Source organism: Providencia sp. TYF-12, assembly GCF_041344805.1.
In the GTDB taxonomy this organism is placed as follows: Bacteria; Pseudomonadota; Gammaproteobacteria; order Enterobacterales; family Enterobacteriaceae; genus Providencia; species Providencia huashanensis.
In genome coordinates this window covers 1,505,552-1,530,517 of the sequence record NZ_CP166833.1, presented here as the reverse complement: position 1 = coordinate 1,530,517, position 24,966 = coordinate 1,505,552, and the positions used below count along the sequence as shown (strand labels likewise).

Below are 24,966 nucleotides of genomic sequence, written 5' to 3'. Positions count from 1 at the left end.
GTATTTTAAACGGGTTCAGTCGTCTTACTAATTATGCAGGTAAAATTTCAGCGAGATCTTGCTCTACCGTGGTGATGCTACGCATACCAAACTTCTCATTTAACACATTTAATAAGTTTTCGGTTAAGAAACCTGGGGCTGTTGGACCGGTATAAATATTTTTCACACCTAGCGCCAATAGTGTTAATAGAATAACAATCGCTTTTTGTTCAAACCAAGATAGAATCAAGCTTAGTGGTAAGTCATTGATACCACACCCAAGTTTCTCTGACAGATTGACCGCCAGCATGATTGCGGAATAAGCATCATTGCACTGACCAACATCCAATAAACGTGGTAAACCTTCTAATGTACCGAAGTCCAATTTATTAAAACGATACTTACCACACGCTAATGTTAGGATCAGGCAGTCCTCAGGTACGCTACGTGCAAAATCAGTGTAGTAACTTCTTTCACCACGGCTACCATCACAACCCCCTACTAAGAAGACATGACGCAGTTTTTTCTGTGCGACTAAATCAATCACCGCATCAGCAGCGCCTAATAAAGTTTGGCGTCCAAAACCAACCGTGATTTTGTGTTCAATTTCGGTATATGGGAACCCTGCTAGTGATTGTGCTTGCGCTATCATGTCAGAAAAATCATCACCAACTAAGTGTTTAGCTCCCGGCCAGCCGACAATGCTGCGCGTCCAAATTCTGTCTTTATATTGCCCAACATCAGGGTCAATAATACAGTTTGATGTCATCAAAACAGGCCCAGGGAATTTAGCAAATTCAACTTGCTGGTTTTGCCACCCACTGCCATAGTTACCGACGAGATGAGCATATTTTTTCAGTTCTGGATAACCATGTGCGGGTAACATTTCACCATGGGTATAAATATTGATCCCTGTACCTTCTGTTTGCTCGAGTAACATTTTCAGATCTTTTAAATCATGGCCTGAAATCAAGATACATTTACCTGCAACAGGGCGAACATTAACCTCAGTTGGCACTGGATGACCAAACTCACCGGTTTCACCCGCATCTAATATTTCCATGATTTTAAAATTCATCAAACCAATTGCCATTGAGTTATCAAGCAATTCATTCATGTCTGATGGCAACGTACCTAGCCAAGCCATAATGCTATGGTATTGGCCATAAACCTCATTATCGTATTGGCCTAGTACATGAGCATGTTCCATGTAGGCCGCAGCCCCTTTTAAGCCATAGAGGCATAACATGCGTAATCCATGGATATCTTCGCCTACTTCTGCCTTATCGATATCCAAAGAGAATTGTGCTGCTTGTGCCTGTAAGGTAGGAATATCGGTACCGGCTAACTGCAAGTGGATCAAGGGGTGATTAAATACCACAGCACTATTTACTGACTGGCAGTGTTTAATTAATTTATCACGTAAATAAATAGCTTCGCGTGCATAACCAATAATACGGTCTGAATCAAAATTGACGTTAGTTAATGTGGAGAAAAATGCGCGTGGAGCAAAACTATCAATATCATGATCGATAATACCGAGTTCACGAGCCGTAACTGCACTGGCCGATAAGCTTTGCAATACAGCAACTAATAAATCTTGTAGGTCAGAAGTTTCTGCTGTTTTACCGCACATACCCTGCGCGTATGCACAGCCATTACCAGCTGGAGTTCTAATTGTTTGTTCACATTGCACACAGTACATGTTATTCGCCTCTTAAAGTTGCATTTCAAATACAACATTAAGATTACGCTCTTTATTAGAATAAAAAAGTGGAATTGTTAGCTATCTAACCATTTATTGATCTACATTAATGTTTTGTATGAATGAGAACTATTATCAATACTGGAAGTATGATAAACCATCTGCTGCTGGCCTTAGTGTTTATTCATTATTTCAGAATGAATAAGCTGCCCTCATTTTATTTTTTGAAAAATAATCACTATTTATTCCAATATAATTTTCCTATGATAAGGTTTACTTTATCTCTTGCTATACTATGAATGTAAGTTATTGTTATGTAATCACAAAAAGAGAATCAAAAAAAGATGGCACAGGAAAAATTAACAAGTAAGTCCGTAATGAAATATCGTTTCGGTGTACTTAGACGGTTAAAAGAATCAGATAAGACTCCCATAAAGATCTTACTATTAGCCGCAATTATTGGCGCTGCCGTTGGGCTTATTGGCTCTCTATTTATGTTAGGCACCACTTGGATCAGTAACTACCGTACTCAATCTGTTGGCGACTTAGTCATAGATAAATGGTTAGTTATTCCGACTATGTTTGCTGTCTCAGCTATTCTTGCAATGATAGGTTATTATCTTGTTAAACGTTTTTCCCCTGAATCAGGGGGCTCTGGTATCCCCGAAATCGAAGGGGCTCTGCAAGATTTACGCCCTGTTAGATGGTGGAGAGTCATCCCCGTAAAATTTTTTGGTGGCTTAGGAACACTAGGCTCTGGGATGGTATTAGGGCGTGAAGGGCCAACAGTCCAATTAGGGGCTAATATTAGCCAGATGTTCTATGATATTTTTCGCTTAAAAGATAATGAATCTCGCCACACTTTATTAGCTGCGGGTGCAGCCGCTGGCTTATCAACTGCATTTAATGCGCCTCTTGCAGGGATATTATTTATTATTGAAGAGATGCGTCCTCAATTTAAGTACAGTTTAATCTCCATTAAAGCTGTATTCATAGGTGCAGTTACAGCCACTATTGTTTTTAGACTAATTAATGGGGAAGCCGCCTTATTAAATATCGGGCAATTTTCCTCAGCCCCCATGAACACACTTTGGCTCTATTTAGTTTTAGGGCTGTTATTTGGTATTGTAGGGATCTGTTTCAACCGTTTTTTATTATTTTTACAGGATAAATTTCTCGCCTTTTATCAAAATAAAATCTCTCGTTTCGTCTTAATGGGAGGGCTGATTGGTGGGGCTTTTGGTGCTATTGGTGTTTATACTCCTGAAATTGTTGGCGGTGGTTACTCGGTGATCCACCAAATGGTTGCAGGACAATTTACGATTACCTTAATATTCCTCTTTTTTGCATTACGCTTTTTAACCTCAACAATTAGTTTTAGCTCAGGCGCACCTGGAGGGATTTTTTCTCCCTTACTCGCTCTGGGAACGTTATTTGGTGGTGTTTTTGGCTATGCTGTACTCGAACTATTTCCCCATTACCAAATAGAAGTGGGGACTTTTGCCATCGCAGGCATGGGGGCTTTATTTGCTGCAACGGTAAGGGCCCCTTTAACGGGTATCGTATTAGTTTTAGAAATGACGAATAATTATCAGCTTATCTTGCCTATGATTATTACTTGTATCGGTGCCACTATGATGGCCCAGTTTTTAGGTGGCAGGCCCCTTTACTCCGTTATATTAGAAAAAACACTTGAGCGTAGTGCAAAAGAAGAGTCAGCAGCGAAAGCGACCATCCCCCCTTCTGCTTAACGTTAGCCATAAAAAAACGGGTTGTTGAAACAACCCGTTTTTTATCAATCAGATAGTTTTATCTTTTTTTTGCAATTAGCGTTGCGAAATTAAGCTTAATTCGGTTTCCTTGTGCATCCGTGCGATGCAGATGACCTGGGTTTTCATTATATTTTAAAATTTCCCAGTCTTGATAATAATGTTTTAATTCGCCTGGCTTCAAGAAACATTTAAAAGGAACTAAATCTAATGGAGCATCTGGCGTTTCAACAGCACAGACAATCACATTAATACCACCTGATAACGTATGCTGTTGCATGTTCGCTACCACATCCGCAATCTTTTCACGCTGCAAAAACATCAGTACCACAGTAGAAATAATTAATTGATAATCATCTTGAATTTGGTGGCTATTAATATCGTAAATAGCAGTATGAATATTATCTATACCTGCTTGTTTTTTCACAAAATCAATCGCTTGAATATGTTGCGGATTGATATCGACGGAAGTAACGTCATAACCTTGTAATGCAAGGTAAAAACTGTTCCTTCCACGACCAGAGCCTAAATCCAACGTTTTACAAGGGGCTGATAATTTATTTTCACATAAATACCGAACTTCTGAATGGGGGATCGTTAAACCATACTGCTTATAAAATTTAATTTCTGGTTGGCACAAAAAGGCGAGTTGGCATTCCATATCATCACTACAATTGGAAATACGATGCCAAATTTGTGGTTCGATTATTGGCGGCTGGTTATGAACATCAAAGGTGAAGTGCTGTTCGCTGCCATCTTCATTAAAAATGATAAAATCAAGAGAGCCTTTCAATACCTTTAACTGGGCGTATGTATCCTCTTTTGTATTATGGCGCTCTTGAAACATGAGCGGTAAAGAGGTTTTATTCCAGACCGGCATGGTCTTGTAGCACACAAGTTCATTCATATCATCACCAATAAGTTGCATTTTAAATACATCTTATACCGATAGCTTGAACACTGCAAAGCTTTCATTAATAAAACAATCAGGGTTTTGATACAAATCAACCGCCAGTCAGCACTAGCGGTTGCCCTATGATTCATTACCTAATAATAGATAATTAATAACCTAATTGCTTAGCACTTAACCCTAAGAATTCAAATGGTTTTGTTACCACATAACTGTTGGTCGCATCCCCTGAATAGATATTGCTTTGCTCTACTCCTAAGTCAAGCTTTTTGACTTTCCCTGTTTCAGCAGAAAAATCAATTTTCTTTAAATCGGTCCAAAAAATATTTGGCGTTAATGCGGACTCGAAAAAGTAAAGTTGACGCTTATGATCCACCAAAGTACGCCAACGAGTTGATGATATCTCTGGTGAGTTTTCTGATGTCAAACCATATGGTACAGACACATTGCGAACGACACTAAAAACACTCGCTACCGCTTTGTTAGCTGTTGTTTTTTGAGGGATGGCATTGATATAGAATTGGGCCCGGGCAAACCTGTCTGCTGAGCGGTTAGTTCCTGGTAACATCACTGTACCACCAATCCCTTGCCAATATTCCTGCATTGCTAATTGCTTTTCATAAATTGGTGAATTAGTCATCACTTGATATTTTCGATTGTGATGAATAACTTGCTTACCATCAATATATTCAATAATAGCGCTATCGCCACTAGCATCTGATAAAGATAAATGTAAGGTCGCCAAACGATCTTGCCCTGGCACATTATCAGTAGCGACGACTAGCGGATTTTTTTCTAAATCAGCAACCGCTTCTTCAACCGTTGCATAGTTATCTAAAACATACTGTGCCCACAATGAAATAGACAATGCAGGTTGTTTATCGTCCACTTGAGGGTATTTTGATTCCGCTAGCCACAAGAGATTAGCCACTAAGCCTTTTTCATTGACCCCATCAGTCGTCGAAATATCATAACCTGAAGCGATCACGCTACCGTATTTTGACTTCCATTGTAGAGAATTTGGCCCAGCAACCCCATTACGCTCCATTCCCCGGGGGAAAACCCAAAGATTGGTACCAATATCGTATTTCCAATCCATTGTTCTACCAGTCATGATTTGCTCGTTGTCACCCAAGTAAAGTACCCGAGTACATGCTTGGCTCACCATAATAGGCATTGATATTGCTGCGATTGTCGCTAGTGCTACGATGCTTTTTTTAACAAACTGCATGCCATCTCCAAAATAATCAAATTAACGTACTATAAGCATAGTATACAGATGGATATTATTTAGTCTTACTAGATAAAAAATAAAATGAGATATGGATATAGTAAGAAATACAATAAATGATAAACGTTAATGGCACTTCTTTGTATCAGTGCCATTTTTTACAGTGAAAAAACTAGTTATTTACTGAAGAAAACAAAGAACGTAATAATGCTGCTTTTTGTTTGTTATCTGGGATAGCTAATATTTCATCATAGAAGCTAATCGAAATACGACAAGCTAATGCAGGCGATTTTTTACCCGCTTGTAAATTGCCAAGAATTGCTGTGTCTGCACCATATTTTGTAGAAAGTTCGCTGGCTAGTTTAGTCAACATCTCAGTATATTCAGCAGGTGACATTAAAGCTTGCTTCGTACCCGCTTCACTCGAAATTAACAGTTCATTCGTTGCTTGAATTTGCTTTAATAATACTACTTGGCTTTTTTGGGGTGGGATAATTTCCGCCGTCTCTCTTAAATGTGGGAAAAGAGAATAAAAACATGTTTGCCCTGTTGGGTCTTCTTCTAATAAGATTTTAAGATAATCATTCACTTTACTGGTGAAATTAATAACAGAATCATCAGAGGCGTATTCCATACGCTCCAGCACCAGTTTCATTACGCTGCCAACAACCTGATCAAATAATTGACGACGCAGGTCTTCATTCGTCGGGTCATATTGTGTAATAAGGTGCTCAAAACTTTGGTAGGTCTCAGGGCTTATTTTCTTTACTGTGGCAATTATCGGCAATTCTTTTTCAACTTGAGCAAGTGCTTCTGAATGAATAGCACTATTATTTTCAGTTGATAACACGTCATTATCTTTACTTAACCAATAAAAACCGAGCGCAAATGCAATAAAAATAATGCATACAATTAATGCGGTTTTACGTGAGTTATTTGTTTTCAAAATTGCCCTGCCTTTTCTCTATAAAACGGATCACCACAAATGCCGTCAAACTTGCCTATATCACCTAAACAATGAGATATATTGCCATACACCAAATAATAGTGTTCAAGACGATAACGTCCTATGCCTACTATTTTAGCTTGCATCGAAGCTGTCTAGCTATAGGAATAAAGGAAATTGCGAAATAAAGATAAGAGGGATTTAGTACAGAAAATAATTTAGTTATTCATAAAATAAAAAACCTCCGGAGCTTAGCAGCCCGAAGGTTTTGAATAATAAAACTTATTTAGTTTGAACGCCTTCAACAGAAATCAGCAGTTGTGCTTCTTGAGATTTAGGCCCTAAATCAGATTTAATATTAAATTCTTTCAATTTAATATTACCTTGAGCTTCAAAACCTGCGCGATATCCACCCCATGGGTCTTTACCTTCACCCATCAGTTTTGCATCTAAGGTAATTGGTTTTGTCACACCATTTAAAGTAAAATCACCTGTAATTTTATAAGTTTCACCGTCTTTTTTCACTTCTGTTGAAACGAATTTCGCTTCAGGGAATTTAGCTGCATTTAAAAAGTCTGCGCTGCGTAAATGCTTATCACGCTCTGCATGGTTAGTATCAATGCTTCCCGTTTTAATCGTGACTTCTACTTTATCTTTTGATGGGTCTTTTGCATCATAAGTGAAATTGCCATCGAAATCTTTAAAGCTACCATATACCCAGCTATATCCTAAATGCTGAATACGGAATTCAATAAACGCATGTTGGCCTTGCTTATCAAATTGATATGTTTCTGCTAATGCAGAACCTGCGGTTAAAAATAAAGCACCAGTAGCCAGACCAAGAACCGTTTTCTTCAACATAATTATCTCCACGTTACTTATCGGGATTAAAACCCAACATTCTTTTTAATGTAATATCACGATCAAAAAAGTGATGTTTAAAAGCAGCAAAAGCATGTAAAACTGACAATAAAACTACAGCCCAAGCTAAATATAAGTGAATTTCACCTGCGGTATCCGCTTGTGTTGCAGCGCCAGTAAATATTGCGGGTACTTCAAACCAGCCAAATACACTAATAGGCTGTCCATCAGCAGTCGAAATTAAATAACCGCTAATCAAAATACTGAATAAAATAATATAAATCAGCACCTGTGCAATCAAAGAGCTTGCTCTCGTTAATTTGCTATAACTTGCTAATGGTTTCGGTGGGGGAGAAATAAATCGCCAAATCACACGAAATGCCATAACAATAAATAATAATATTCCTATACTCTTATGTATCTCAGGAGCTTGGTGGTACCAACTGTCATAATATCCCAGTGTCACCATCCATAAACCTAAAGCAAACATTCCATATACGACTATTGCGACCAACCAATGCACGAGCAACGAGATATGCCCATAACGGGTTGCACTATTTTTCCATTGCATGATAAAAAACCATTTAGAGGTGAAGGTGATATCGTATTAACTAAGCCGTAGTAATCATAAGGTGAAACTAATATTATTCCTATCCCTAAGTTAAACAAATAATTTGTTGTAGATATTCAAATACAATCAACATAATTAAAAATAGTTTACTATTTTGTTTTGTCTATATTTAATAGTAAAAGTTGAATAAAGATTCTTCCAGTTTTGTAAACAGTCGTAACTGGATAATTATATTTCCATTTTGGTTAATTTCAATTTGTTCTACCTTATAGCAAATAGATATAACCTTTTCTCATAAAAATAAAATTTGTCGGTCAGGCATTTTCCTTTTACATTGGTATTCTCCATTTTTACATTTTTAATTAACTAGCAGGTTAGACTCTATGTATAAACTTTGGATAGCGAATAAAAATTACTCTTCGTGGTCTTTACGTCCTTGGGTTTTATTAAAAGTATTGCAAATCCCGTTTGAAGAAAATCTGTGTTTTTTTGAAAATGGTAAAAGTAGCCATAACAAATTTAGTCGTTTCTCCCCAACGGGCTTAGTACCTTGTTTAGTTGATGACAAACTCACTGTTTGGGATTCTCTCGCTATTTGTGAATACATCGCTGAAACGCACCCTCAAGTATGGCCAAAAGATAACAAAGCAAGAGCTTGGGCTCGCAGCGCTAGTGCAGAAATGCATTCTGGGTTTACTTATCTACGCCAACAATGCCCAATGAATGTTGCGCTCAAAGCAACTACAGCGACGATTTCTTCCGAATTACAAACGGACCTAAACCGCCTTCAGCAATTATGGCAAGATGGGTTGAATCAATTCGGCGGGCCATGGCTTGCGGGCAATGAGTTTAGCGTTGTTGATGCTTTCTTCGCACCTGTAGCCTTTCGCATCCGTAGCTATCAGTTACCAATAAGCCCAGCAGCACAACATTGGGTAGCCCGCGTTTTAGATTTACCGGCAATGAAAGAATGGCACGAAGCAAGTCTACATGAACCGAATATCGACCACTAACCGATAAGATAGGGGCGCTTAGTTGTATTGCCCCCTAATTTATTGATTAGGAAAAAATCACCTGCACGAACATCAAAATTAAATATTAACCAATCTGATTAATATTCAAGCCATTACCCCTATTTTATAAATAAAAGATTACAATCTTTCATCCCAAGGGTTAGCAGTCATTACATCGCCAGTAGGAGTATGTAATGTAACTTGGTCGTTTTTAAACCATTCCGCTAACGAAAAGCCCCCTTTTGGGGTTTCAATGTGAATATCAATTGGGCAATACGGGGTATTTGCTTTAATGGCGAATTCGGCAAAATCTTCTTTTTGTTGAGGAGTTGAACAACGAATAACTACATCAAGGTCGCAGTCAGATAACATACTTTGAATATCGGTTGCCAAGGTATAGGCACAACTCCCCGTGACGCCCCACTGCCAAGGCCATTTATCCTGTGAGATTATCCATAACACCTGGACAGGTGGTAACGCGATAAACATAGAGCGTTGTAATTCAACTGAATTTGCTACCAAAGACTCTACATTCATAATATGGGTTATCGCTGATTTCTCAATTTGAGTCGTGACGCGTTGATGCGGTTTAATTCCCCGAATTGCGACCGTCAATTTATTATTGTCCGCTTTATCTCTATAAACGGTCAGTGGCAGCTTACTATTCCACTGTGAGGCAACCCATTCAGGGAGCGATTCTACCGCAACATCATTATCATTGCCGACCCAAACAAAATCATGCGGATTAATTATTTGCATTTTATTACCTTTATGATTGCTATGAATGCTCCTTCTATTATGCCTTTTTTACTGCATAAAAACAGAATTTACCTTTTAACCATGAATATCGTGCCATTAATTAACAATCTAGCCAGATATTGTTTTCTATCCTTGAAACATCAATGAGATTGCTATCTAATTACCTTAATAATTAATAAGTTAAGCTTCTATTTATGAGCGTCGTATTATGAGAAACATCCCTGCTATTTACGATGGGTTCCTTTTTACCAGCTGCATGTTGTTTAGTGCAGTCGCGGCCTATCTGATTTTAGATGCGCAAGCAGCTATGTGGGCAGCATTTTCCACACTTTATTCTTTTAATCTGTTCAATGCTGCAAAAGAGTATAAAAATTATGCCTATACCGCTTTTTGGCTATTGATGATTTTAGTCGCCATATTTATAGGTGATACCCTGCGATTAAGCATGGCGTTTTATGTTTATCTCTTCGTGTTTTCTTTTATTTATTATCAGTTATATGGCACTGACCCTGTGATGGATTTAACCATGAAATTTATGATTATCATGTCAACCATAGGGACAATTTTACCTGATATTTCTAGAAGCTTAGCGTTGGGCTTTATTATTGGAAGCGGTGTTACTTTAGTAACTTACTATACCTTAAGCCACAAAATGACACGACATAGCATTATTACCGGTGCACTGGTTGAGAAAAATTTATTCACATTACATAAGAATATTATCCCGCGTTCCATGACTTATGCTGTGGGGCTTTTATTAACATTAGCCATTCCTAGAATGCTCGACCTAGGTCATTTTTATTGGACATTGCTCACATTTGTATTTGTTTTACACCCCAAAACTAAGGGTATCATTCATATTACAGGGCAACGCGTTTTAGGGAGCCTTATTTCCGTACTTTTACTGTACCTTTTATTTAACACCCCTCTGATGCCTTATATTGGCTTATTTGCAATGGTGGTGTTCGCATTTCTCATGCCTATGAGCTTTCATCATGGCTACACTTTCATGACTTTTGTCGTTACCAGTTTAATTTTATCCGTTCTTGAACAAGTCATTTATTGGCGACACCCTACCTATGAATTATTATTTGACCGAGTCTTAGAGACCGCCTTAGGAGGTGCTATCGCTATTATGACAAGTGTTATTTTAAAATTATTCAGACAAGAAAAATAACTAAGGGGAATAAATCCTCAAAAAACAAGCATTGTTAAGTTTTGTCGAATCTCTAGGGTACTTCACGAAATAAAAACTAACTAGATTACGTAATGAATAAGTCTGTTCTATACTTTGATAAGGATAAAAAACACTCCAGTCAGTAATTTTGGGATCATTATTGATGCATTTCACATTCAAGTAACGCGAGGCTCAAAATGAAAATATCCATCATTGGCGCAACAGGGTTTGTGGGTAAGGCCATCGTAGCTGAGGCGTTACTCCGTCATCATCAAGTCACGGCTATTTCTCGTCACAGCAACCAATTGTCTCAACATGCGTATTTAATTACCGCATCTGGTGATATCACCGATGTTGCTTGGCTAACCTCTCGGCTCAAAGGGCAAGATGTCGTCATTAGTGCTTTTAATGGTGGCTGGCAAAACCCAAATTTATATCAAGATACCGTGGCAGGTAACCAAGCGATTTTACAAGCTGTACAAAAATCAATGGTAAAACGGTTTATCGTTGTCGGTGGTGCGGGGAGTTTAAAAACCTCTTCAGGTGTTGATTTAATTGATTCTCCTAATTTCCCAACTGAAATAAAACCTGGGGCTCAAGCCATGAGGGAACTCAAAAGCCACTTACAATCTATCGATTCTCTTGATTGGACCTATGTTTCCCCTGCTGCGGTACTTGAACCAGGAGAAAGAACCGAAACATTCCGTTTAGGTGGAAGCCAGTTACTCATGAATGGCCAACACCCCGCAAAGATTTCCGTTGAAGATCTCGCTGTCGCCATCCTTGATGAAGCTGAACATGCACAATTTATTCGCCAACAGTTTACCGTTGCATATTAAATTAAATAAAAAAGCCGGTAACTATATACTTACCGGCAAAATTGATAACAGATTTGGTGTTTACTTAACTTAATTCACGTATAACTTTCACTTACTTTTCACGATGTTTTGCTGCATAAATCTCACTATTAACCCAATTGTGGTCTTTTTCCCACGTAAATAACCATTTACGTGTTGGGCCAGCCATCACATTAAGGTAATAGTTGTCATAACCTGCCATTGTTGCCATTGGGTGATACCCTTTTGGCACCATAACCACATCTTTGTTATACACCGCCATACACTCATCTAATTCACGATCATCTGTATAAACACGCTGCATACAAAAACCTTGAGATGGATTTAATCGGTGATAATAGGTTTCTTCCAAATACGTTTCATTTGGCTCGTTATCAGTATCATGCTTGTGGCTTGGATAGGAACTAGTACAGCCTTCATCCGTATAAACTTCCACCACTAACAAGCTATCTGCCGCTTTATCATCGGGTAAAATATTATGTACATAGCGTTTATTGTTGCCATAACCCCGTTGCTCTGCCCCAATATCATCAGGGCCAATTAAGCGAGTTGGGTAAGTGCCCTTTCCTTTTGCACTGCAAACTGCGAGTTCCAATGCTGTTTCAGCTTTAACTTCAGCAAACTCTTGGGCTGTGACATAAACTGCATATGGTTTTTTACGTTCAAAAGGGTCCATGCGGTCGCCAATATTATCAAATGTTTGATTTGGCGTTTTAATCGTCGCTTTACCTGCCACTAGCACTAAGCACATTTCATTTTCACAAGCGGGTAAAGAAATCGACTCACCTTGTTTTAATTCATAAACATCAAAGTGAACATATCCCCAGTTAGCGATTTTCGGAGTGATATGCTGAGTTCGCTTATGTGCATCTGGAGCATGATATTTCGACAGTAATTTTGACATAATTTTCCTCTGACACTTTAAGATTGCCTACTAACACCTGCAATCTGTTTTATTGACCTGTGGCCATCACTCAAAATACAGCCATCTAACTTTTTAATTCTTTTGAGCCTTTCGCTCTAAATACACTAAATAGTTCAGTTTGTGGCTAGGCGGCAAACAAGAGCAACGCAGGGAGCATACATAAGTATGTGACCTGTGTGGTCGAGTGCAGCCAACAACGCCACAGACTGAAATATGACGACGATTTAGATTAGCCCGGCTTCTTTGGCTAACCTATGTAAATTGTTATAGCCCAGTGTCGCGTAAGTCAACGGGTGGGCAATCGCTGGGTCTTGCTCCGCTTCTACCACTAACCAACCATTTTCGTATTGGCTATTTTTTAATACTTTAAAGACTTCTGGGTAGTTAACACAGCCATCACCGGGTACTGTAAACACCCCAGCTAATACTGCATCTAAGAAACTTGTTTTGCGGTTTTTAACATCTTTTAATACATCTGCACGCACATCTTTGCAATGCACATGATTAATTCGTTTTGCCCAACGTTTAGCGACTTCTACTGGGTCCGCACCTGCAAATGTTAAGTGCCCTGTATCCAGTAATAAGCCTACTTCATCACCGGTATGTTTCATCAGGTTATCAACATCTTCTGCTGACTCGATAACCGTCCCCATATGGTGGTGATAGGCGATTTTAACCCCTTGAGATAAGGTATATTTCGCAAACTCAGTCAGCTTCCTGCCGTATTCTTCCCATTGGTCATTTGGAAATAGTGGTCGCATATGAACGGGTTTATTTTGATCGCCATGAATACAGTGAGTCACTTCGGCAAATACCATCACTTTCGCGCCTAAATCACGCAGTAATGCTAAGTGACCTTGTACCGCTTCAATTTCCTCTTCCACGCTGCGAGTCAACAATTCACCCGAATACCAGCCTGAAACCAGTTGTAAATCATGCTGTTTTAAAATTGGCCCTAAGATTTCCGCTTTACGTGGAAACTTATTTCCTAACTCAAAACCAGCAAACCCTGCTTGACGACCTTCAGTTAAACATGTTTCTAGAGACGTTTCTGCCCCTAAAGTGGGTAAATCATCATTGGTCCATGTCAAAGGGTTAATACCAAGTTGGATTGCCATGATGAAGCTCCTGTGTAGGTAAGAGTAATATTATTTACGCTGACGCCATAAGGCGATCAGATTTAAGTAATTGCTTTTTATTTTCTGAACCAGCTCGTCGTCATTGATTTCACCTTTCATCCACTCATAAGAAGGCTTACCAAATAAAGTACGACCAACGGCAAATCCTTTTACGATTGACTTCCCAGCAGCGGCATTAAAGCCCGCTTGTAATTCTGCTTGTGGCGCATCAAGCCCTAGTAATACAACACCACGACAATAAGGGTCACGCTCTTGGACCAATGCATCAACCTCATCCCAATTTTCTGCCTGTAGCGGTGGTAATTTCCACCAGTCTGGCTTGATGCCTAAGTTATAAAAACGTTTAATGGCTCGTAAATACAGCTCATCATTACGCTCCATATCAGCTGGTAATATTACTTCCAGTAATAATTCATGGCCTGATTGGCAGCATGCGCTATACACCTCTTGAACGGTTTTCTCTTGCTCTAAACGCAGCGGATGATTATCTTCAGGGTGGAAAAATACTAAGCATTTCACGATATGCTCTTTCGGCCAGCTAATCAGCTGCGAACCAATATTGCCATGCTCTAAACATAGTGGTCTGGACGCTGGTAGCTCAATGGGTCGCCCTATCCACCAACCACGCCCTGTCACATCATTCAAAACATCCTGACCAAAAGTGCTATCACACAATAAACCTGCTTTACCCTGTAAGTTTGCCTCTTCAGCTACTTCACAGCTGGCACGGAAAATCAATTTTTTCAAATAAGGGATACATGAAATATCTGCACCTGCATTACGTGCCATATCGACAAATTGGATCCGATGGTCAAACGCCATTACACATAATTCATCCCACTGAGTGCTACGTGATGTCACTCGGTGCAAGTGATTAAGCATCGGGTCGAGATCAGGACGCGGTACAGCCGCAGCGCGCTCAAGGTAGTTATCCAGTTCAACTTTCGTTGGCATCGCGGGCGCACAACCGTGGCGCGAAACAACTAATGCCCCACATGCGTTAGCAAAAGCGCAGGCTTTTTCCCAACCATCTCCATTCAAATAACCGCGTAATAGACCAGACATGAAGGCATCACCTGCACCTAATACATTAAGGACTTCCACCCTCACGCCATGTACTGTAATCCCTTCGTCTAAGGTCTCTGGGATCTCACCACTGAACACTGAGCACCCTAAAGAACCGCGTTTACACACTAGTTCAGCATTTGTTAATTGACGAATATTTTTAAGGGCTTGAACAGTATCCGTTGTCCCACCGGCAATATGAAACTCTTCTTCGGTTCCGACAATCAAATCAAACAGTGACAACACGTCTTGTAATTGCTGAGTTACGCTTTGAGAAGCAATAAAACGCGTTTCACCATCACCTAGGGAAGTTAGCCCCCATAAGACTGGGCGATAATCTATATCAATGGCAGTTTTTACATCATTACGTTTGGCATATTCCAATGCTTTTAGCACAGCGGCACGGGTTTTAGGGTTAGATAAATGCGTCCCTGTAATTGCCAGACAACGAGAGGATGCAATATATTCTTCCGTAAAATCGTCTGGACTAATTGCCATATCAGCACAATTATCACGATAGAAAATCAATGGAAAAGTGTCTTGATCTTTGATCCCTAATATTACCAATGCCGTTAATCTATCTTTATCAGTAATAAGATGACTGGTATCGCACCCTACACGCTTTAATTCCTCACGTAAAAAACGGCCCATATGCTCATCACCAACACGGGCAAGCATTGATGACCTTAATCCTTGTATCGCAGTTCCAAATGCCACATTCCCCGAAGAGCCACCTAAATATTTGGCAAATGTACTCATATCTTCTAAACGAGAACCTATCTGTTGTCCGTACAGGTCAACGGCAATACGGCCCATACAGATAACATCTAACTTCTTCTGCTTATCCATTAATCACCCCTTAACTACAACAGAATTAATTGATTTCTTTGACTTTAACCCAGCGCTGTTCTTCATATGAGCGCGCGATTGCATCTAAAATTCGCGATACTTTCCAGCCTTCTTCAAAATCAGGCCACATTGGTGTGCCTGTGGCTACCCCATTAATGAGATCGCGCACTTCTACGGTTTTTTGATCGTTAAAGCCAATACCATGGCCTGCACCACCACAAAACGGTGCATAATCTGGATGTTCAGGCCCAACTAAGATTGTTTTAAAACCTTGACGGTTACTTGGGTCGTCGTGACGATATAGTTTTAGTTCAGCCATTCTTTCTTGTGTGAAGGTTAATGTCCCTTTAGTACCCGTCACCACATAGGTCAGCCCCATTTTACGTCCAGCTGCAATGCGTGAAGTTTCGATAACCCCCATCGCTCCGCTTGAAAAACGTACCATCGCATGTGCTTGGTCTTCATTTTCAACAGGCACCATCACAGATGAGCCTTCTTTCTCTGGGCGTTGTTTAATAACAATTTCCATGTCACCACAAACGGTTTCAATATCGCCAACTAAAAATTGTGCCATATTGATAATGTGTGCAGATAAGTCACCCAGCGCCCCTAAACCCGCTTTTTCTTTGAAACAATGCCAATGAATGGGGGCATTGGGATCTGCCATATAATCTTCATTATGGGTACCATAAAAATGGATAACCTCACCAATCTCACCATTAGCAATAATTTCTTTTGCGAGTTGTGATGTTGGGTTTTTCATGTAATTAAAACCCACCAAGGTTAAAACACCGGCTTTCTTTGCCGCTTCTACCATTTTTTTTGCATCATCAGAGTTAAGCGCTAATGGCTTTTCACAATAAACATGTTTGCCATGTTTAATTGCTTCCATTGCCATTTCTTTATGCAGAAAATTAGGGGAACAAATATCCACCACATCAATATTTGGGTCAGCCACGAGTTTGCGCCAATCATTGGTTGAACGATTGAACCCCATTTCTTGAGCCCGAGCTTGAGCTAGCTCTGGTGTAATCTCGGCAATCATTTCGCGAACCAATTTTCCTTGTAGTGGAAAAACAGTAGGGGCCTGTGCATAAGCAATGGCATGAGCTCGCCCAATATAGCCAGTACCAATCATACCGATACGGATTTCCTTCATTTGTTCTTCCCCTCGCTCATTTTTAGTGGCGCACTGGCTAACCCAATGCGGGTCTGATTTATTCAGAAGTTGATAATAATGTTATACGGAATATTCATTTCATTTTCAACGGAATCAGGAATATTAGTTTCATTATGTGATCTAGCGTTAATTTTTTATGTAATTAGCTAATATATAAAGAATTAACTCTATTACTCAGGAACCTAAAGAGGTAAGGCGGAGATAAATGATGAAATAAAAGAATAAAAAATGGAATGAAAAAGCAAAAAATGAAATGAAATGAAACATTGCACCTCAGTTGTTCATTGTTGTTTTACACAGCTAAGTAAATAAACAATGTGTTTATTCCCTGTATGTTTGCAGACCATACCGTTCCTTGGGCTCGTAAGTTATCATCGCTGGTTTGTTCTAGGTGTACATTAACTTAGTTAGTTGGTATATGAAATGACATCAATGACTTCCTATCAATTAAGGTAAAGGAGCAATATCATTTTATAAAAAGAGCGACTATCTTCCCAATATTGTCCCTATTGTTACTTTTTCAGTGAATATAAAAAACCGTCATGAGTATGTTATTGTTCTCATAACGGTTTAAGATGAAAACAGTATAATTAGCGATGTAAAATACTGAGAAACTCTTCTTTACTCGACGTTAAAGATAATGCATTAGCAATAAACTCATCACTGAAAATCAATGCAATCTCTTTGAGTACATCAATATGCTCCCTTGATTTAGCAATCACACCGATGGCAATGAACATCACATTGGTTCTATCCCAAATCACCCCATCAGGGAATTGAAAAATTTCCACTCCCGTATGTAAGATGATGTCATTCGCTGATTTAGGTAAATGTGGCAGAGTGATACCATTGCCTAAAAAAGTCGAGATTTGCTGCTCTCTTTCAGTTAGAAAATGGACACAGTCCCTATCTACGTAGCCTTTATTTTTAAACTCGGTACCTACCATCTTTAATACTTCAGCTTTATTTCTGGCCTGACACCCTAAATGCAGATTATTTGTGGTCAGTTGTTCAATCATATCTAACCCTCTTTTAAGTTAACTAGGTACATTCGTATCATGAATGGTTAACAACTACATTGATGACAACTCTTCTTCTAACTGCTCTAACGATTTATTCGATGTTTCAGGAAGTAGTTTCACCACAAAGACAATTGCTAAGTAGTTTATTACCGCGAAAATTAAGAATACAGGTCCTAAACCAAGTTCGGCTTGCAATACAGGGAACAAGTAACTCACGATCGCATTCATAATCCACATAAAGAAAACAGAAATCCCCATCGATAACCCACGGATTTTTAATGGGAATAACTCGGCTAATACCACCCAAGTTAAAAAGCCCATTGTCCCTTGCATCACACCAACAAATACCGCACCAAGTAACCAGATCAACGTTGCTTTAATATCCCCAGTTAAGAAATAATCCGTTGCTGCGATTAATAAATGTAACGATGCCATTAAAGCAAAACCACCGACAATTAATGTCTTGCGCTTAAAGCGGTCAACTAAGAACAGTACCCCGATAACCATTCCCCCAACAGAGAACACACCATTTAATACGTTAAAAACCAAAGAAGTTTGTTCAGAAAAACCAGCCGTTTTCAGTATTTCTGTACCATAGTACATAATTACGTTAACCCCTGTGGTTTGCTGTAAAGCAGCCCATACCATCCCAATCAAAACTAATTTAAAAATCCAAGGGGTATTGAAAATTAAAGCTAGATTTTGTTTTTTTCCATTTGGGTTTTTCTTTGCTTCTGCGGCTTCAACATCTAACAATGTGACAATATCTTCATATTCCTGAATAGCACGTTTTTCTGGGCGAATTTGTTTTAAAATGTTCAATGCTTCTTCACGACGATTTTTACTCATCAACCAACGCGGGCTTTCCGGAGCTTTCCACATACCAAAAAGTAAGCATAAAGCAGGTACAGCTTGCACTAACAACATATAACGCCAAACGTCTGGTAAATGCCCCCAAATAGAACCAATAATCGCATTAATCGCAAAGGCAGCAAGTTGACCTATCACAATTGCCACTTCGTTTAACCCGGTGAGTTTGCCTCGCATTTCTGTAGGCGCAACCTCTGAAATAAATGTTGGTGCAGTGACTGATGCACCACCAACAGCAAAACCGAGAATAAATCGAGCTACAAGGAGAATTTCAATATTCGGTGCAGCGGCAGATAAAAAAGCGCCAAATAGGAAAAGAAACGAAAGGTAAAGTAAATAGGTGCGTCGCCCGATAAAATCAGCCACTCGCCCGCCGCAAACACTTCCAAGTGCGGCACCAACCAACAAGACACTCATCACAAGGCCTTCAGTGGTCGGTGTTAACCCCATGTTTTCTTTCAGTGAGGAAAATGCCCCGTTGATTACACCAGTATCATAACCAAAAAGTAACCCACCAAAGGTTGCTACCAAGGTGATTTGGTGCAACCTTTTTCTCTGTTGTTCATTGAGATTCATTATTAATGACATATTATTACCTTATTATTTGAATCATTATGTCTACCAAAAAAGCAAATTTTCAGTATTTAAATAAATTCTTTACATGTTAAGTATTAAATAATGAAAAATTTTTGGCGCTCTTATTGAATCACTACTTGCAAGCTTCAAGACTATTTTATAAATCAAAATTCACAAATAAAAACAAATACTTAGATTGAATTTAAAAATTAAACAGTAAAATAGCCACAAATTTTATAGAAGCATTACTGCTTGTAGGGTATTTAATTAATACGTAAGACAAATATTAATGTATATATTTATTAAATAATCGGATGAACATATCTGAATTCTATTGCGGGCGAAAAATCATTTTTTCGTCCGCATATTAATAATCAATTAAAATATAATTTAAAAATATAAATTAGAGTTTAACTTCTTTTCCTGTTTTTAATGATTCAAGTGCTTTGTCTGCAAGATATAATGCAAACTCACCATCGGTACCTGTGGTTTCTGATTCAGCACGTCCAGCTAAAATATCAACAAAATGTTCCCATTCAGCTTTGTATGCCTCATGATAGCGTTGTAAGAAGAAATATTCGGGTTTAGCAGACAAACAACCGACTTCGCTTAATAACGCAACGCTATTTTCTTTTATATTCCCAGCTGTCAGCAGCCCCTTCTCACCATGCAGTTCAATGCGCTGGTCATAACCATACCCTGAGCGGCGGCTATTCGATATGGTCGCCATGGCCCCTGAAGGGAACTTCAAAATAATGAATGCGGTATCGATATCACCCGCAAGGCCAATCGCAGGGTCTACTACATTACTTCCTTGGGCAAATACAGAGCAAGGTTCTTCACCAATCATAAAGCGCGCCATATCAAAGTCATGAATCGTCATATCTCTGAACATACCACCGGAGACTTTGACATACTCTGCTGGTGGCGGTGACGGGTCTCTAGATGTAATAATTAAAGACTCAGCTTTACCAATCGCCCCTTGCTGGAATAAATTTTTGAGATGGCGAAATTGCGGGTCATAACGGCGATTAAAACCAATAAACAATGGGACATTATGTTGTTTAACACTTTTAAGGCATTGTCTTACTCGTTCAAGATCGAGATGAACTGGCTTCTCACAAAAAATGACTTTTTTATGTTGAGCCGCTAACTCAATTAAATCAGCATGTGTATCTGTGGCAGAAGCAATTAAAACGCCATGCACATTTGGGTCTTGCATCGCTTCTTCTGTGGTTTGTACTTTAGCTTGGTACTTTTCAGCCAACGCAGATGCATTAGCTTGGTACGGATCAATAACAGAATAAAGTGCGGTTTCTTTATGGCCGGCAATATTAACAGCATGAACCTGTCCAATACGTCCTGCGCCGAATAGTGCTATGTTGAACATTCAAATGCTCCTTGATACCTTAAATCCACTATTTGGATATTACGAAATATACCAAATAAAACATTCATTTCAATTTATAATTTTTTGGAAATTATGTTTTTGGGCTCTAGGTAACAAATGTTGCATTAAAGTGTATTTTTAGTGTTATTTAGATCACAAAATAATAATGTAACTCATCACTATCTGACAATAAAGTATGTACTTTACTGCAACTTTATTTTCTGTTTCTGTTTTATTAATTCCGACTAACTTAAATTTAAAACATACATTTCAACAAAAAGAAAATTAAACTATTAAAACCATAAAAAAACCCAGCAAACGCTGGGTTTAAAAATACACATGACGACAACTCATAAACACAATAAGTGAAATCCTTGCGGATATTCACAATAATACCCGACGAAATGAGGCCTACACCATCACTCAAAATAAAACACCTCCTCAATGGCATAACACCATCGAGTTATTTTGATGATACGTAAACCACCAATAACGCGTTAATTAATAAAGCCGTACCTTATGTTCAACTTTATGTTTAATTTCCTCAGCCGCCGCAACAATTTCAGGCTTTTTAGCAACTTGAGCTGTTCCTGTACGCCACCACGCTTCATAACCATTAGTCATGGTTTTTGGAAGCACTTTAATATCAATCAATACACAACCTGAATGCGTTTTAGCATCCTCCAAAGCAGAGATCAGCTGAGCTTCATCATGAACTCGATAACTTTTACAACCATAGCTTTCTGCATTTTTAGCGAAATCCACTTTCACTAATGGCCCATCCAGTAGGCCTGTTTGTGGATTGCGTTGGCGATTTTCAGTCCCAAAACTCCCCATGCCTTGGCTCATTTGTAAATTATTGATGCAACCAAAGCCCGCATTATCAAATAATAAAATAGTGATTTTAATATTTTCTTGAATTGCCGTTTGCAACTCACTGTGTAGCATTAAATAGGAGCCATCCCCGACCATGGCATATACAGGTTGTTCTGGAGCCGCAATTTTCGCGCCAACAGCCGCAGCAATTTCATACCCCATACATGAATAACCATATTCTAGATGGTAAGTATCCCGCTGCTTTGGTAGCCAAATACGCTGTAAGTCCCCCGGTAATGACCCCGCTGCCCCCACAATAATCGCGTCACTCTCCATGTGCTGCTGCATCAAACCTAGAACCCGAGTTTGCGCAAGTTCAGTGCCGAGTGTTTTACTGTATTCTTCAAGTTTATCATCAAGGTGGCCTGCAATTTCTGGGATAAAATCCAACGGCCGATACTGAATGCTAAACAACCGGTCTAATTCGTTCTTCCATTGTTGCTTCGCCAGTTGAATTTCATGCCCCCATTGGGCCTGATAGCCTGACCCCTTCATTTTTGCATCAAGAGCTTGCAAAGCTTCTTTTGCATCTGCTACCACTTTTAATGCATCTAACTTACTGGCATCGAATTCAGCAACGTTAATATTTAAAAACCGCACACCTTCCTTACTAAACAATGACTTAGATGCCGTGGTAAAATCAGTAAAACGAGTCCCAACACCAATAACCAAATCAGCTTCTTTTGCAAGTAAGTTTGCCGCAAGCCCACCTGTCGTGCCTATTCCCCCTACATTTAAAGGATGGTTGGCAACAACAGCACTTTTACCCGCTTGAGTTTCACCAAACGGAATACCGTAAGCCTCCGCAAATTGAACGAAATCATTATGTGCTTCTGAATAACGCACACCACCACCACATATCAGAAGCGGCTTTTGCTTACTTTGAATAAGATGAGCGGCTTCCTCTAGACTTACACTTGTTGGCGGCCGGCGTTCAATGCGATGAATTCGCTTTTCAAAGAAGTAATCAGGGTATTCCCATGCTTCCCCTTGAACATCCTGAGGTAAGCAAATGGTAACGGCCCCCGTATCAGCAGGGTCAGTTAATACACGCATTGCATTAATCATCGCTGCCATTAGCTGTTCAGGCCGCGAAATCCGGTCCCAATAACGAGATACAGGGCGGAAACAATCATTCGTGCTGATTGTCCCATCACCATATTGTTCGACTTGCTGCAAAACAGGGTCTGGTTGACGAGTGGCGAAGGTGTCTCCTGGTAGTAATAACAACGGAATACGGTTGGCTGTGGCTGTTGCCGCCGCCGTTACCATATTAGCTGCCCCCGGCCCTACCGAAGAAGTCACTGCAAAAATTTGTTTCCGTTTTTTCTGTTTGGCAAAGCCAGTCGCAATATGCGCCATACCTTGCTCATTACAACCTTGATAAACTCGCAGATGTCCAGGCGCTTCTTCAAGCGCCTGACCCAAACCGACAACGTTACCATGGCCAAAAATCGTAAATATTCCCTGAATAAACGGATACTGCTCACCATCGACATCAACATATTGTTGGTTAAGAAACTTTACCAATGCTTGGGCTGTAGTCATTTTCTGCTTATTCATATGGGTCTCCATTTATTCCATGGTTGGCATTGTGAAACTACTTTCATGATGTTCTAAACGTACACTAGCAGGCCAACGACTAGTCACTGTTTTCATGCGAGTATAGAAGCGAACACCATCATTTCCATGAACATTGAGAGGCCCAAAAATTGAACGTTTCCAACCACCAAAACTGTGGAAAGCCATTGGTACTGGGATTGGGATATTAATTCCGACCATTCCAGCTTGAACATTTTCTTGGAACTCACGGGCTGTTTCACCATCACGTGTAAAAATTGCGGTTCCATTGCCGTATTCGTGTTGGTTAATTAGTTTCAACCCTGTTTCAAAATCAGGTACTCGTACAACAGCTAATACAGGCCCAAAAATTTCTTCTTTATAAATATCCATTTCAGGAGTCACATTATCAAATAATGTTGGCCCAACAAAATAACCCTTTTCAAAACCCGTTACTTTGAAATCACGACCATCAACCAATAATGTCGCCCCTTGTTTTTCACCACTCGCAATATAGTCGCAGATTTTCGCTTTATGCTGTGCTGAGATTACTGGCCCCATATCATTTTCTTTGCCATCTGTAATACCGGGTCCCACGGTCATTTTGGCTATCTGAGCTTTCAAATTAGCAATTAATGTATCTGCCGTTTCATCCCCTACGGCTAATACAACAGAAAGTGCCATACAACGCTCACCCGCAGCCCCAAATGCAGCGCCCATTATTGCATTCGTAGCCTGCCCCATATCCGCATCAGGCATTAAAATACAATGGTTTTTTGCTCCACCTAACGCTTGGCAACGCTTACCATGCTGAGACGCTGTGGTATAAATATATTCGGCAATCGGAGTTGAACCAACAAAGCTTACCGCTTGAACTTCTGGTGCAGTTAGCAGCGTATCAACAGATTCTTTATCCCCTTGAACGACGTTAAATACACCGTCAGGTAAACCAGCTTGCTTTAACAATTTAGCCAATTCAAGAGCCAAAGACGGGTCTTTCTCAGATGGTTTTAAAACAAAAGTATTACCGGTAGCAATTGCCACTGGGAACATCCACATCGGTACCATAGCAGGGAAGTTAAACGGGGTAATACCAGCACAAACACCTAGTGGTTGCATTAATGAATGACTGTCCACACCTGTGGCGACATTGGCCGAGTGTTCACCTTTTTGTAAGTGAGGAATGCCACAAGCAAATTCAACAACCTCCAGGCCTCGTGTAATCTCACCCACCGCATCAGAAAACACTTTACCGTGTTCTTTAGAAATAAGGCGCGCTAAATCATCCATGTTATCTTCAAGTAACGCTTTAAATTTAAATAAGATTCGAGAGCGCTTTAATGGCGAAAGTTTCGACCATTTTGGAAATGCTTTATGAGCAATCGCTATGGCGTGTTTCGTTTCATCAGCACTGCTTAATACCACCTGTGCAATTTGCTCGCCCGTTGCTGGGTTGAATACAGGTGCAAATCGACCGCTTTTGCTCAAAACTATTTCACCACCGATGAAATTATTAATCTGTTCCATGTTGCCTCTCTTTAACTGACAGGATTACGTTGTTACCCAATGTATATGAAATATTTGTTTCATTTGCAATGAAATTTGAAATAACATTCAATTTATGTGATCTAGACAAAGTTTTTATGAAATTTCTAATTCAAGATAGAAAATGCCATTTTAAAAAGTCTCCTAATCACTTATTTAATTAGGTATACACGTCTATTGCAGTGCAGACA

The 24,966-nt window shown here is 39.5% G+C and carries 20 protein-coding genes; 4 read left to right on the top strand and 16 right to left on the bottom strand.

Annotation, left to right across the window (positions count from 1 at the left end; translation table 11 throughout):
- Positions 1–31: 31 nt before the first annotated feature.
- Positions 32–1,684 carry a hydroxylamine reductase gene (hcp, locus tag ABE954_RS06770; RefSeq protein ID WP_210814155.1) on the bottom strand — a complete coding sequence of 551 codons (1,653 nt, stop codon included), beginning with the start codon at positions 1,682–1,684 and terminating at the stop codon, positions 32–34.
- A gap of 344 nt (positions 1,685–2,028) precedes the next feature.
- Between hcp and clcA the strand changes: the two genes are divergently transcribed.
- A complete protein-coding gene (gene clcA / locus ABE954_RS06765; protein ID WP_048607958.1) occupies positions 2,029–3,435 on the top strand; it encodes a H(+)/Cl(-) exchange transporter ClcA in 1,407 nt (468 codons plus the stop codon).
- 58 nt (positions 3,436–3,493) lie between these two features.
- On the opposite strand, the gene tehB is transcribed toward clcA, so the two are convergent.
- From tehB to ABE954_RS06740, 5 genes are all read right to left on the bottom strand, one after another.
- Complete coding sequence (tehB, locus tag ABE954_RS06760) at positions 3,494–4,381, bottom strand: SAM-dependent methyltransferase TehB (protein WP_042845168.1); 888 nt, start codon at positions 4,379–4,381, stop codon at positions 3,494–3,496.
- A 133-nt stretch (positions 4,382–4,514) separates the two neighbouring features.
- Complete coding sequence (locus ABE954_RS06755) at positions 4,515–5,594, bottom strand: linear amide C-N hydrolase (protein WP_048607959.1); 1,080 nt, start codon at positions 5,592–5,594, stop codon at positions 4,515–4,517.
- Positions 5,595–5,766: 172 nt separating this feature from the next.
- On the bottom strand, positions 5,767–6,540 hold the full coding sequence (locus ABE954_RS06750) for a hypothetical protein (protein ID WP_042845171.1): 774 nt from the start codon (positions 6,538–6,540) through the stop codon (positions 5,767–5,769).
- A gap of 282 nt (positions 6,541–6,822) precedes the next feature.
- A complete protein-coding gene (locus ABE954_RS06745) occupies positions 6,823–7,401 on the bottom strand; it encodes a YceI family protein (RefSeq protein WP_042845172.1) in 579 nt (192 codons plus the stop codon).
- Positions 7,402–7,414: 13 nt separating this feature from the next.
- Positions 7,415–7,972 carry a cytochrome b gene (locus ABE954_RS06740; RefSeq protein ID WP_042845173.1) on the bottom strand — a complete coding sequence of 186 codons (558 nt, stop codon included), beginning with the start codon at positions 7,970–7,972 and terminating at the stop codon, positions 7,415–7,417.
- A 383-nt stretch (positions 7,973–8,355) separates the two neighbouring features.
- Here ABE954_RS06740 and ABE954_RS06735 point away from each other — a divergent pair, with 383 nt between their 5' ends.
- On the top strand, positions 8,356–8,985 hold the full coding sequence (locus ABE954_RS06735; protein ID WP_048607961.1) for a glutathione S-transferase family protein: 630 nt from the start codon (positions 8,356–8,358) through the stop codon (positions 8,983–8,985).
- Positions 8,986–9,123: 138 nt separating this feature from the next.
- On the opposite strand, the gene ABE954_RS06730 is transcribed toward ABE954_RS06735, so the two are convergent.
- Positions 9,124–9,744 (bottom strand): malonate decarboxylase holo-ACP synthase, encoded by a 621-nt coding sequence (locus ABE954_RS06730; protein ID WP_042845176.1) that lies wholly within the window; start codon positions 9,742–9,744, stop codon positions 9,124–9,126.
- A 208-nt stretch (positions 9,745–9,952) separates the two neighbouring features.
- Here ABE954_RS06730 and ABE954_RS06725 point away from each other — a divergent pair, with 208 nt between their 5' ends.
- Together ABE954_RS06725 and ABE954_RS06720 are read left to right on the top strand one after the other, a co-directional pair.
- Positions 9,953–10,921 carry an FUSC family protein gene (locus ABE954_RS06725; RefSeq protein WP_042845178.1) on the top strand — a complete coding sequence of 323 codons (969 nt, stop codon included), beginning with the start codon at positions 9,953–9,955 and terminating at the stop codon, positions 10,919–10,921.
- Positions 10,922–11,118: 197 nt separating this feature from the next.
- Positions 11,119–11,760 (top strand): NAD(P)-dependent oxidoreductase, encoded by a 642-nt coding sequence (locus ABE954_RS06720; protein ID WP_048607963.1) that lies wholly within the window; start codon positions 11,119–11,121, stop codon positions 11,758–11,760.
- A gap of 91 nt (positions 11,761–11,851) precedes the next feature.
- Here ABE954_RS06720 and iolB read toward each other — a convergent pair whose 3' ends face one another.
- The 9 genes from iolB to ABE954_RS06675 form a co-directional block, all read right to left on the bottom strand.
- The gene (gene iolB / locus ABE954_RS06715) at positions 11,852–12,682 is read right to left on the bottom strand and encodes a 5-deoxy-glucuronate isomerase (protein ID WP_042845181.1); all 831 of its coding nucleotides are present in this window, start codon (positions 12,680–12,682) and stop codon (positions 11,852–11,854) included.
- A 245-nt stretch (positions 12,683–12,927) separates the two neighbouring features.
- Positions 12,928–13,821 carry a myo-inosose-2 dehydratase gene (gene iolE, locus ABE954_RS06710; RefSeq protein ID WP_042845183.1) on the bottom strand — a complete coding sequence of 298 codons (894 nt, stop codon included), beginning with the start codon at positions 13,819–13,821 and terminating at the stop codon, positions 12,928–12,930.
- A gap of 30 nt (positions 13,822–13,851) precedes the next feature.
- Entirely contained in the window at positions 13,852–15,756 is a 1,905-nt protein-coding gene (gene iolC / locus ABE954_RS06705) for a 5-dehydro-2-deoxygluconokinase (RefSeq protein ID WP_371025807.1), read from the bottom strand.
- 25 nt (positions 15,757–15,781) lie between these two features.
- The gene (locus tag ABE954_RS06700) at positions 15,782–16,915 is read right to left on the bottom strand and encodes a Gfo/Idh/MocA family protein (protein WP_048607968.1); all 1,134 of its coding nucleotides are present in this window, start codon (positions 16,913–16,915) and stop codon (positions 15,782–15,784) included.
- Between the two features lie 611 nt (positions 16,916–17,526).
- The gene (locus ABE954_RS06695) at positions 17,527–17,955 is read right to left on the bottom strand and encodes a PTS sugar transporter subunit IIA (RefSeq protein ID WP_042845189.1); all 429 of its coding nucleotides are present in this window, start codon (positions 17,953–17,955) and stop codon (positions 17,527–17,529) included.
- A gap of 54 nt (positions 17,956–18,009) precedes the next feature.
- The gene (locus ABE954_RS06690) at positions 18,010–19,416 is read right to left on the bottom strand and encodes a sugar porter family MFS transporter (RefSeq protein WP_042845190.1); all 1,407 of its coding nucleotides are present in this window, start codon (positions 19,414–19,416) and stop codon (positions 18,010–18,012) included.
- A gap of 391 nt (positions 19,417–19,807) precedes the next feature.
- Positions 19,808–20,794: an inositol 2-dehydrogenase gene (gene iolG, locus ABE954_RS06685; protein WP_042845192.1), complete on the bottom strand. Its 987-nt coding sequence runs from the start codon at positions 20,792–20,794 to the stop codon at positions 19,808–19,810.
- A gap of 501 nt (positions 20,795–21,295) precedes the next feature.
- The gene (gene iolD / locus ABE954_RS06680) at positions 21,296–23,233 is read right to left on the bottom strand and encodes a 3D-(3,5/4)-trihydroxycyclohexane-1,2-dione acylhydrolase (decyclizing) (RefSeq protein ID WP_094301216.1); all 1,938 of its coding nucleotides are present in this window, start codon (positions 23,231–23,233) and stop codon (positions 21,296–21,298) included.
- A gap of 12 nt (positions 23,234–23,245) precedes the next feature.
- Positions 23,246–24,757, bottom strand: coding sequence for a CoA-acylating methylmalonate-semialdehyde dehydrogenase (locus tag ABE954_RS06675; RefSeq protein ID WP_042845196.1), 1,512 nt, complete (start codon positions 24,755–24,757; stop codon positions 23,246–23,248).
- Between the last annotated feature and the right edge of the window lie 209 nt (positions 24,758–24,966).

Excerpts from the sequence above, each read along its gene's own strand:
- tehB (WP_042845168.1), bottom strand. The coding sequence starts at position 4,381 with ATGCAACTTATTGGTGATGATATGAATGAACTTGTGTGCTACAAGACC.
- iolC (WP_371025807.1), bottom strand. The coding sequence starts at position 15,756 with ATGGATAAGCAGAAGAAGTTAGATGTTATCTGTATGGGCCGTATTGCC.
- clcA (WP_048607958.1), top strand. The coding sequence starts at position 2,029 with ATGGCACAGGAAAAATTAACAAGTAAGTCCGTAATGAAATATCGTTTC.
- ABE954_RS06700 (WP_048607968.1), bottom strand. The coding sequence starts at position 16,915 with ATGAAGGAAATCCGTATCGGTATGATTGGTACTGGCTATATTGGGCGA.
- iolB (WP_042845181.1), bottom strand. The coding sequence starts at position 12,682 with ATGTCAAAATTACTGTCGAAATATCATGCTCCAGATGCACATAAGCGA.
- ABE954_RS06730 (WP_042845176.1), bottom strand. The coding sequence starts at position 9,744 with ATGCAAATAATTAATCCGCATGATTTTGTTTGGGTCGGCAATGATAAT.
- iolE (WP_042845183.1), bottom strand. The coding sequence starts at position 13,821 with ATGGCAATCCAACTTGGTATTAACCCTTTGACATGGACCAATGATGAT.
- ABE954_RS06690 (WP_042845190.1), bottom strand. The coding sequence starts at position 19,416 with ATGTCATTAATAATGAATCTCAATGAACAACAGAGAAAAAGGTTGCAC.
- ABE954_RS06735 (WP_048607961.1), top strand. The coding sequence starts at position 8,356 with ATGTATAAACTTTGGATAGCGAATAAAAATTACTCTTCGTGGTCTTTA.
- hcp (WP_210814155.1), bottom strand. The coding sequence starts at position 1,684 with ATGTACTGTGTGCAATGTGAACAAACAATTAGAACTCCAGCTGGTAAT.
- ABE954_RS06740 (WP_042845173.1), bottom strand. The coding sequence starts at position 7,972 with ATGCAATGGAAAAATAGTGCAACCCGTTATGGGCATATCTCGTTGCTC.
- iolG (WP_042845192.1), bottom strand. The coding sequence starts at position 20,794 with ATGTTCAACATAGCACTATTCGGCGCAGGACGTATTGGACAGGTTCAT.
- ABE954_RS06745 (WP_042845172.1), bottom strand. The coding sequence starts at position 7,401 with ATGTTGAAGAAAACGGTTCTTGGTCTGGCTACTGGTGCTTTATTTTTA.
- ABE954_RS06725 (WP_042845178.1), top strand. The coding sequence starts at position 9,953 with ATGAGAAACATCCCTGCTATTTACGATGGGTTCCTTTTTACCAGCTGC.
- ABE954_RS06675 (WP_042845196.1), bottom strand. The coding sequence starts at position 24,757 with ATGGAACAGATTAATAATTTCATCGGTGGTGAAATAGTTTTGAGCAAA.
- ABE954_RS06695 (WP_042845189.1), bottom strand. The coding sequence starts at position 17,955 with ATGATTGAACAACTGACCACAAATAATCTGCATTTAGGGTGTCAGGCC.
- ABE954_RS06720 (WP_048607963.1), top strand. The coding sequence starts at position 11,119 with ATGAAAATATCCATCATTGGCGCAACAGGGTTTGTGGGTAAGGCCATC.
- ABE954_RS06755 (WP_048607959.1), bottom strand. The coding sequence starts at position 5,594 with ATGCAGTTTGTTAAAAAAAGCATCGTAGCACTAGCGACAATCGCAGCA.
- iolD (WP_094301216.1), bottom strand. The coding sequence starts at position 23,233 with ATGAATAAGCAGAAAATGACTACAGCCCAAGCATTGGTAAAGTTTCTT.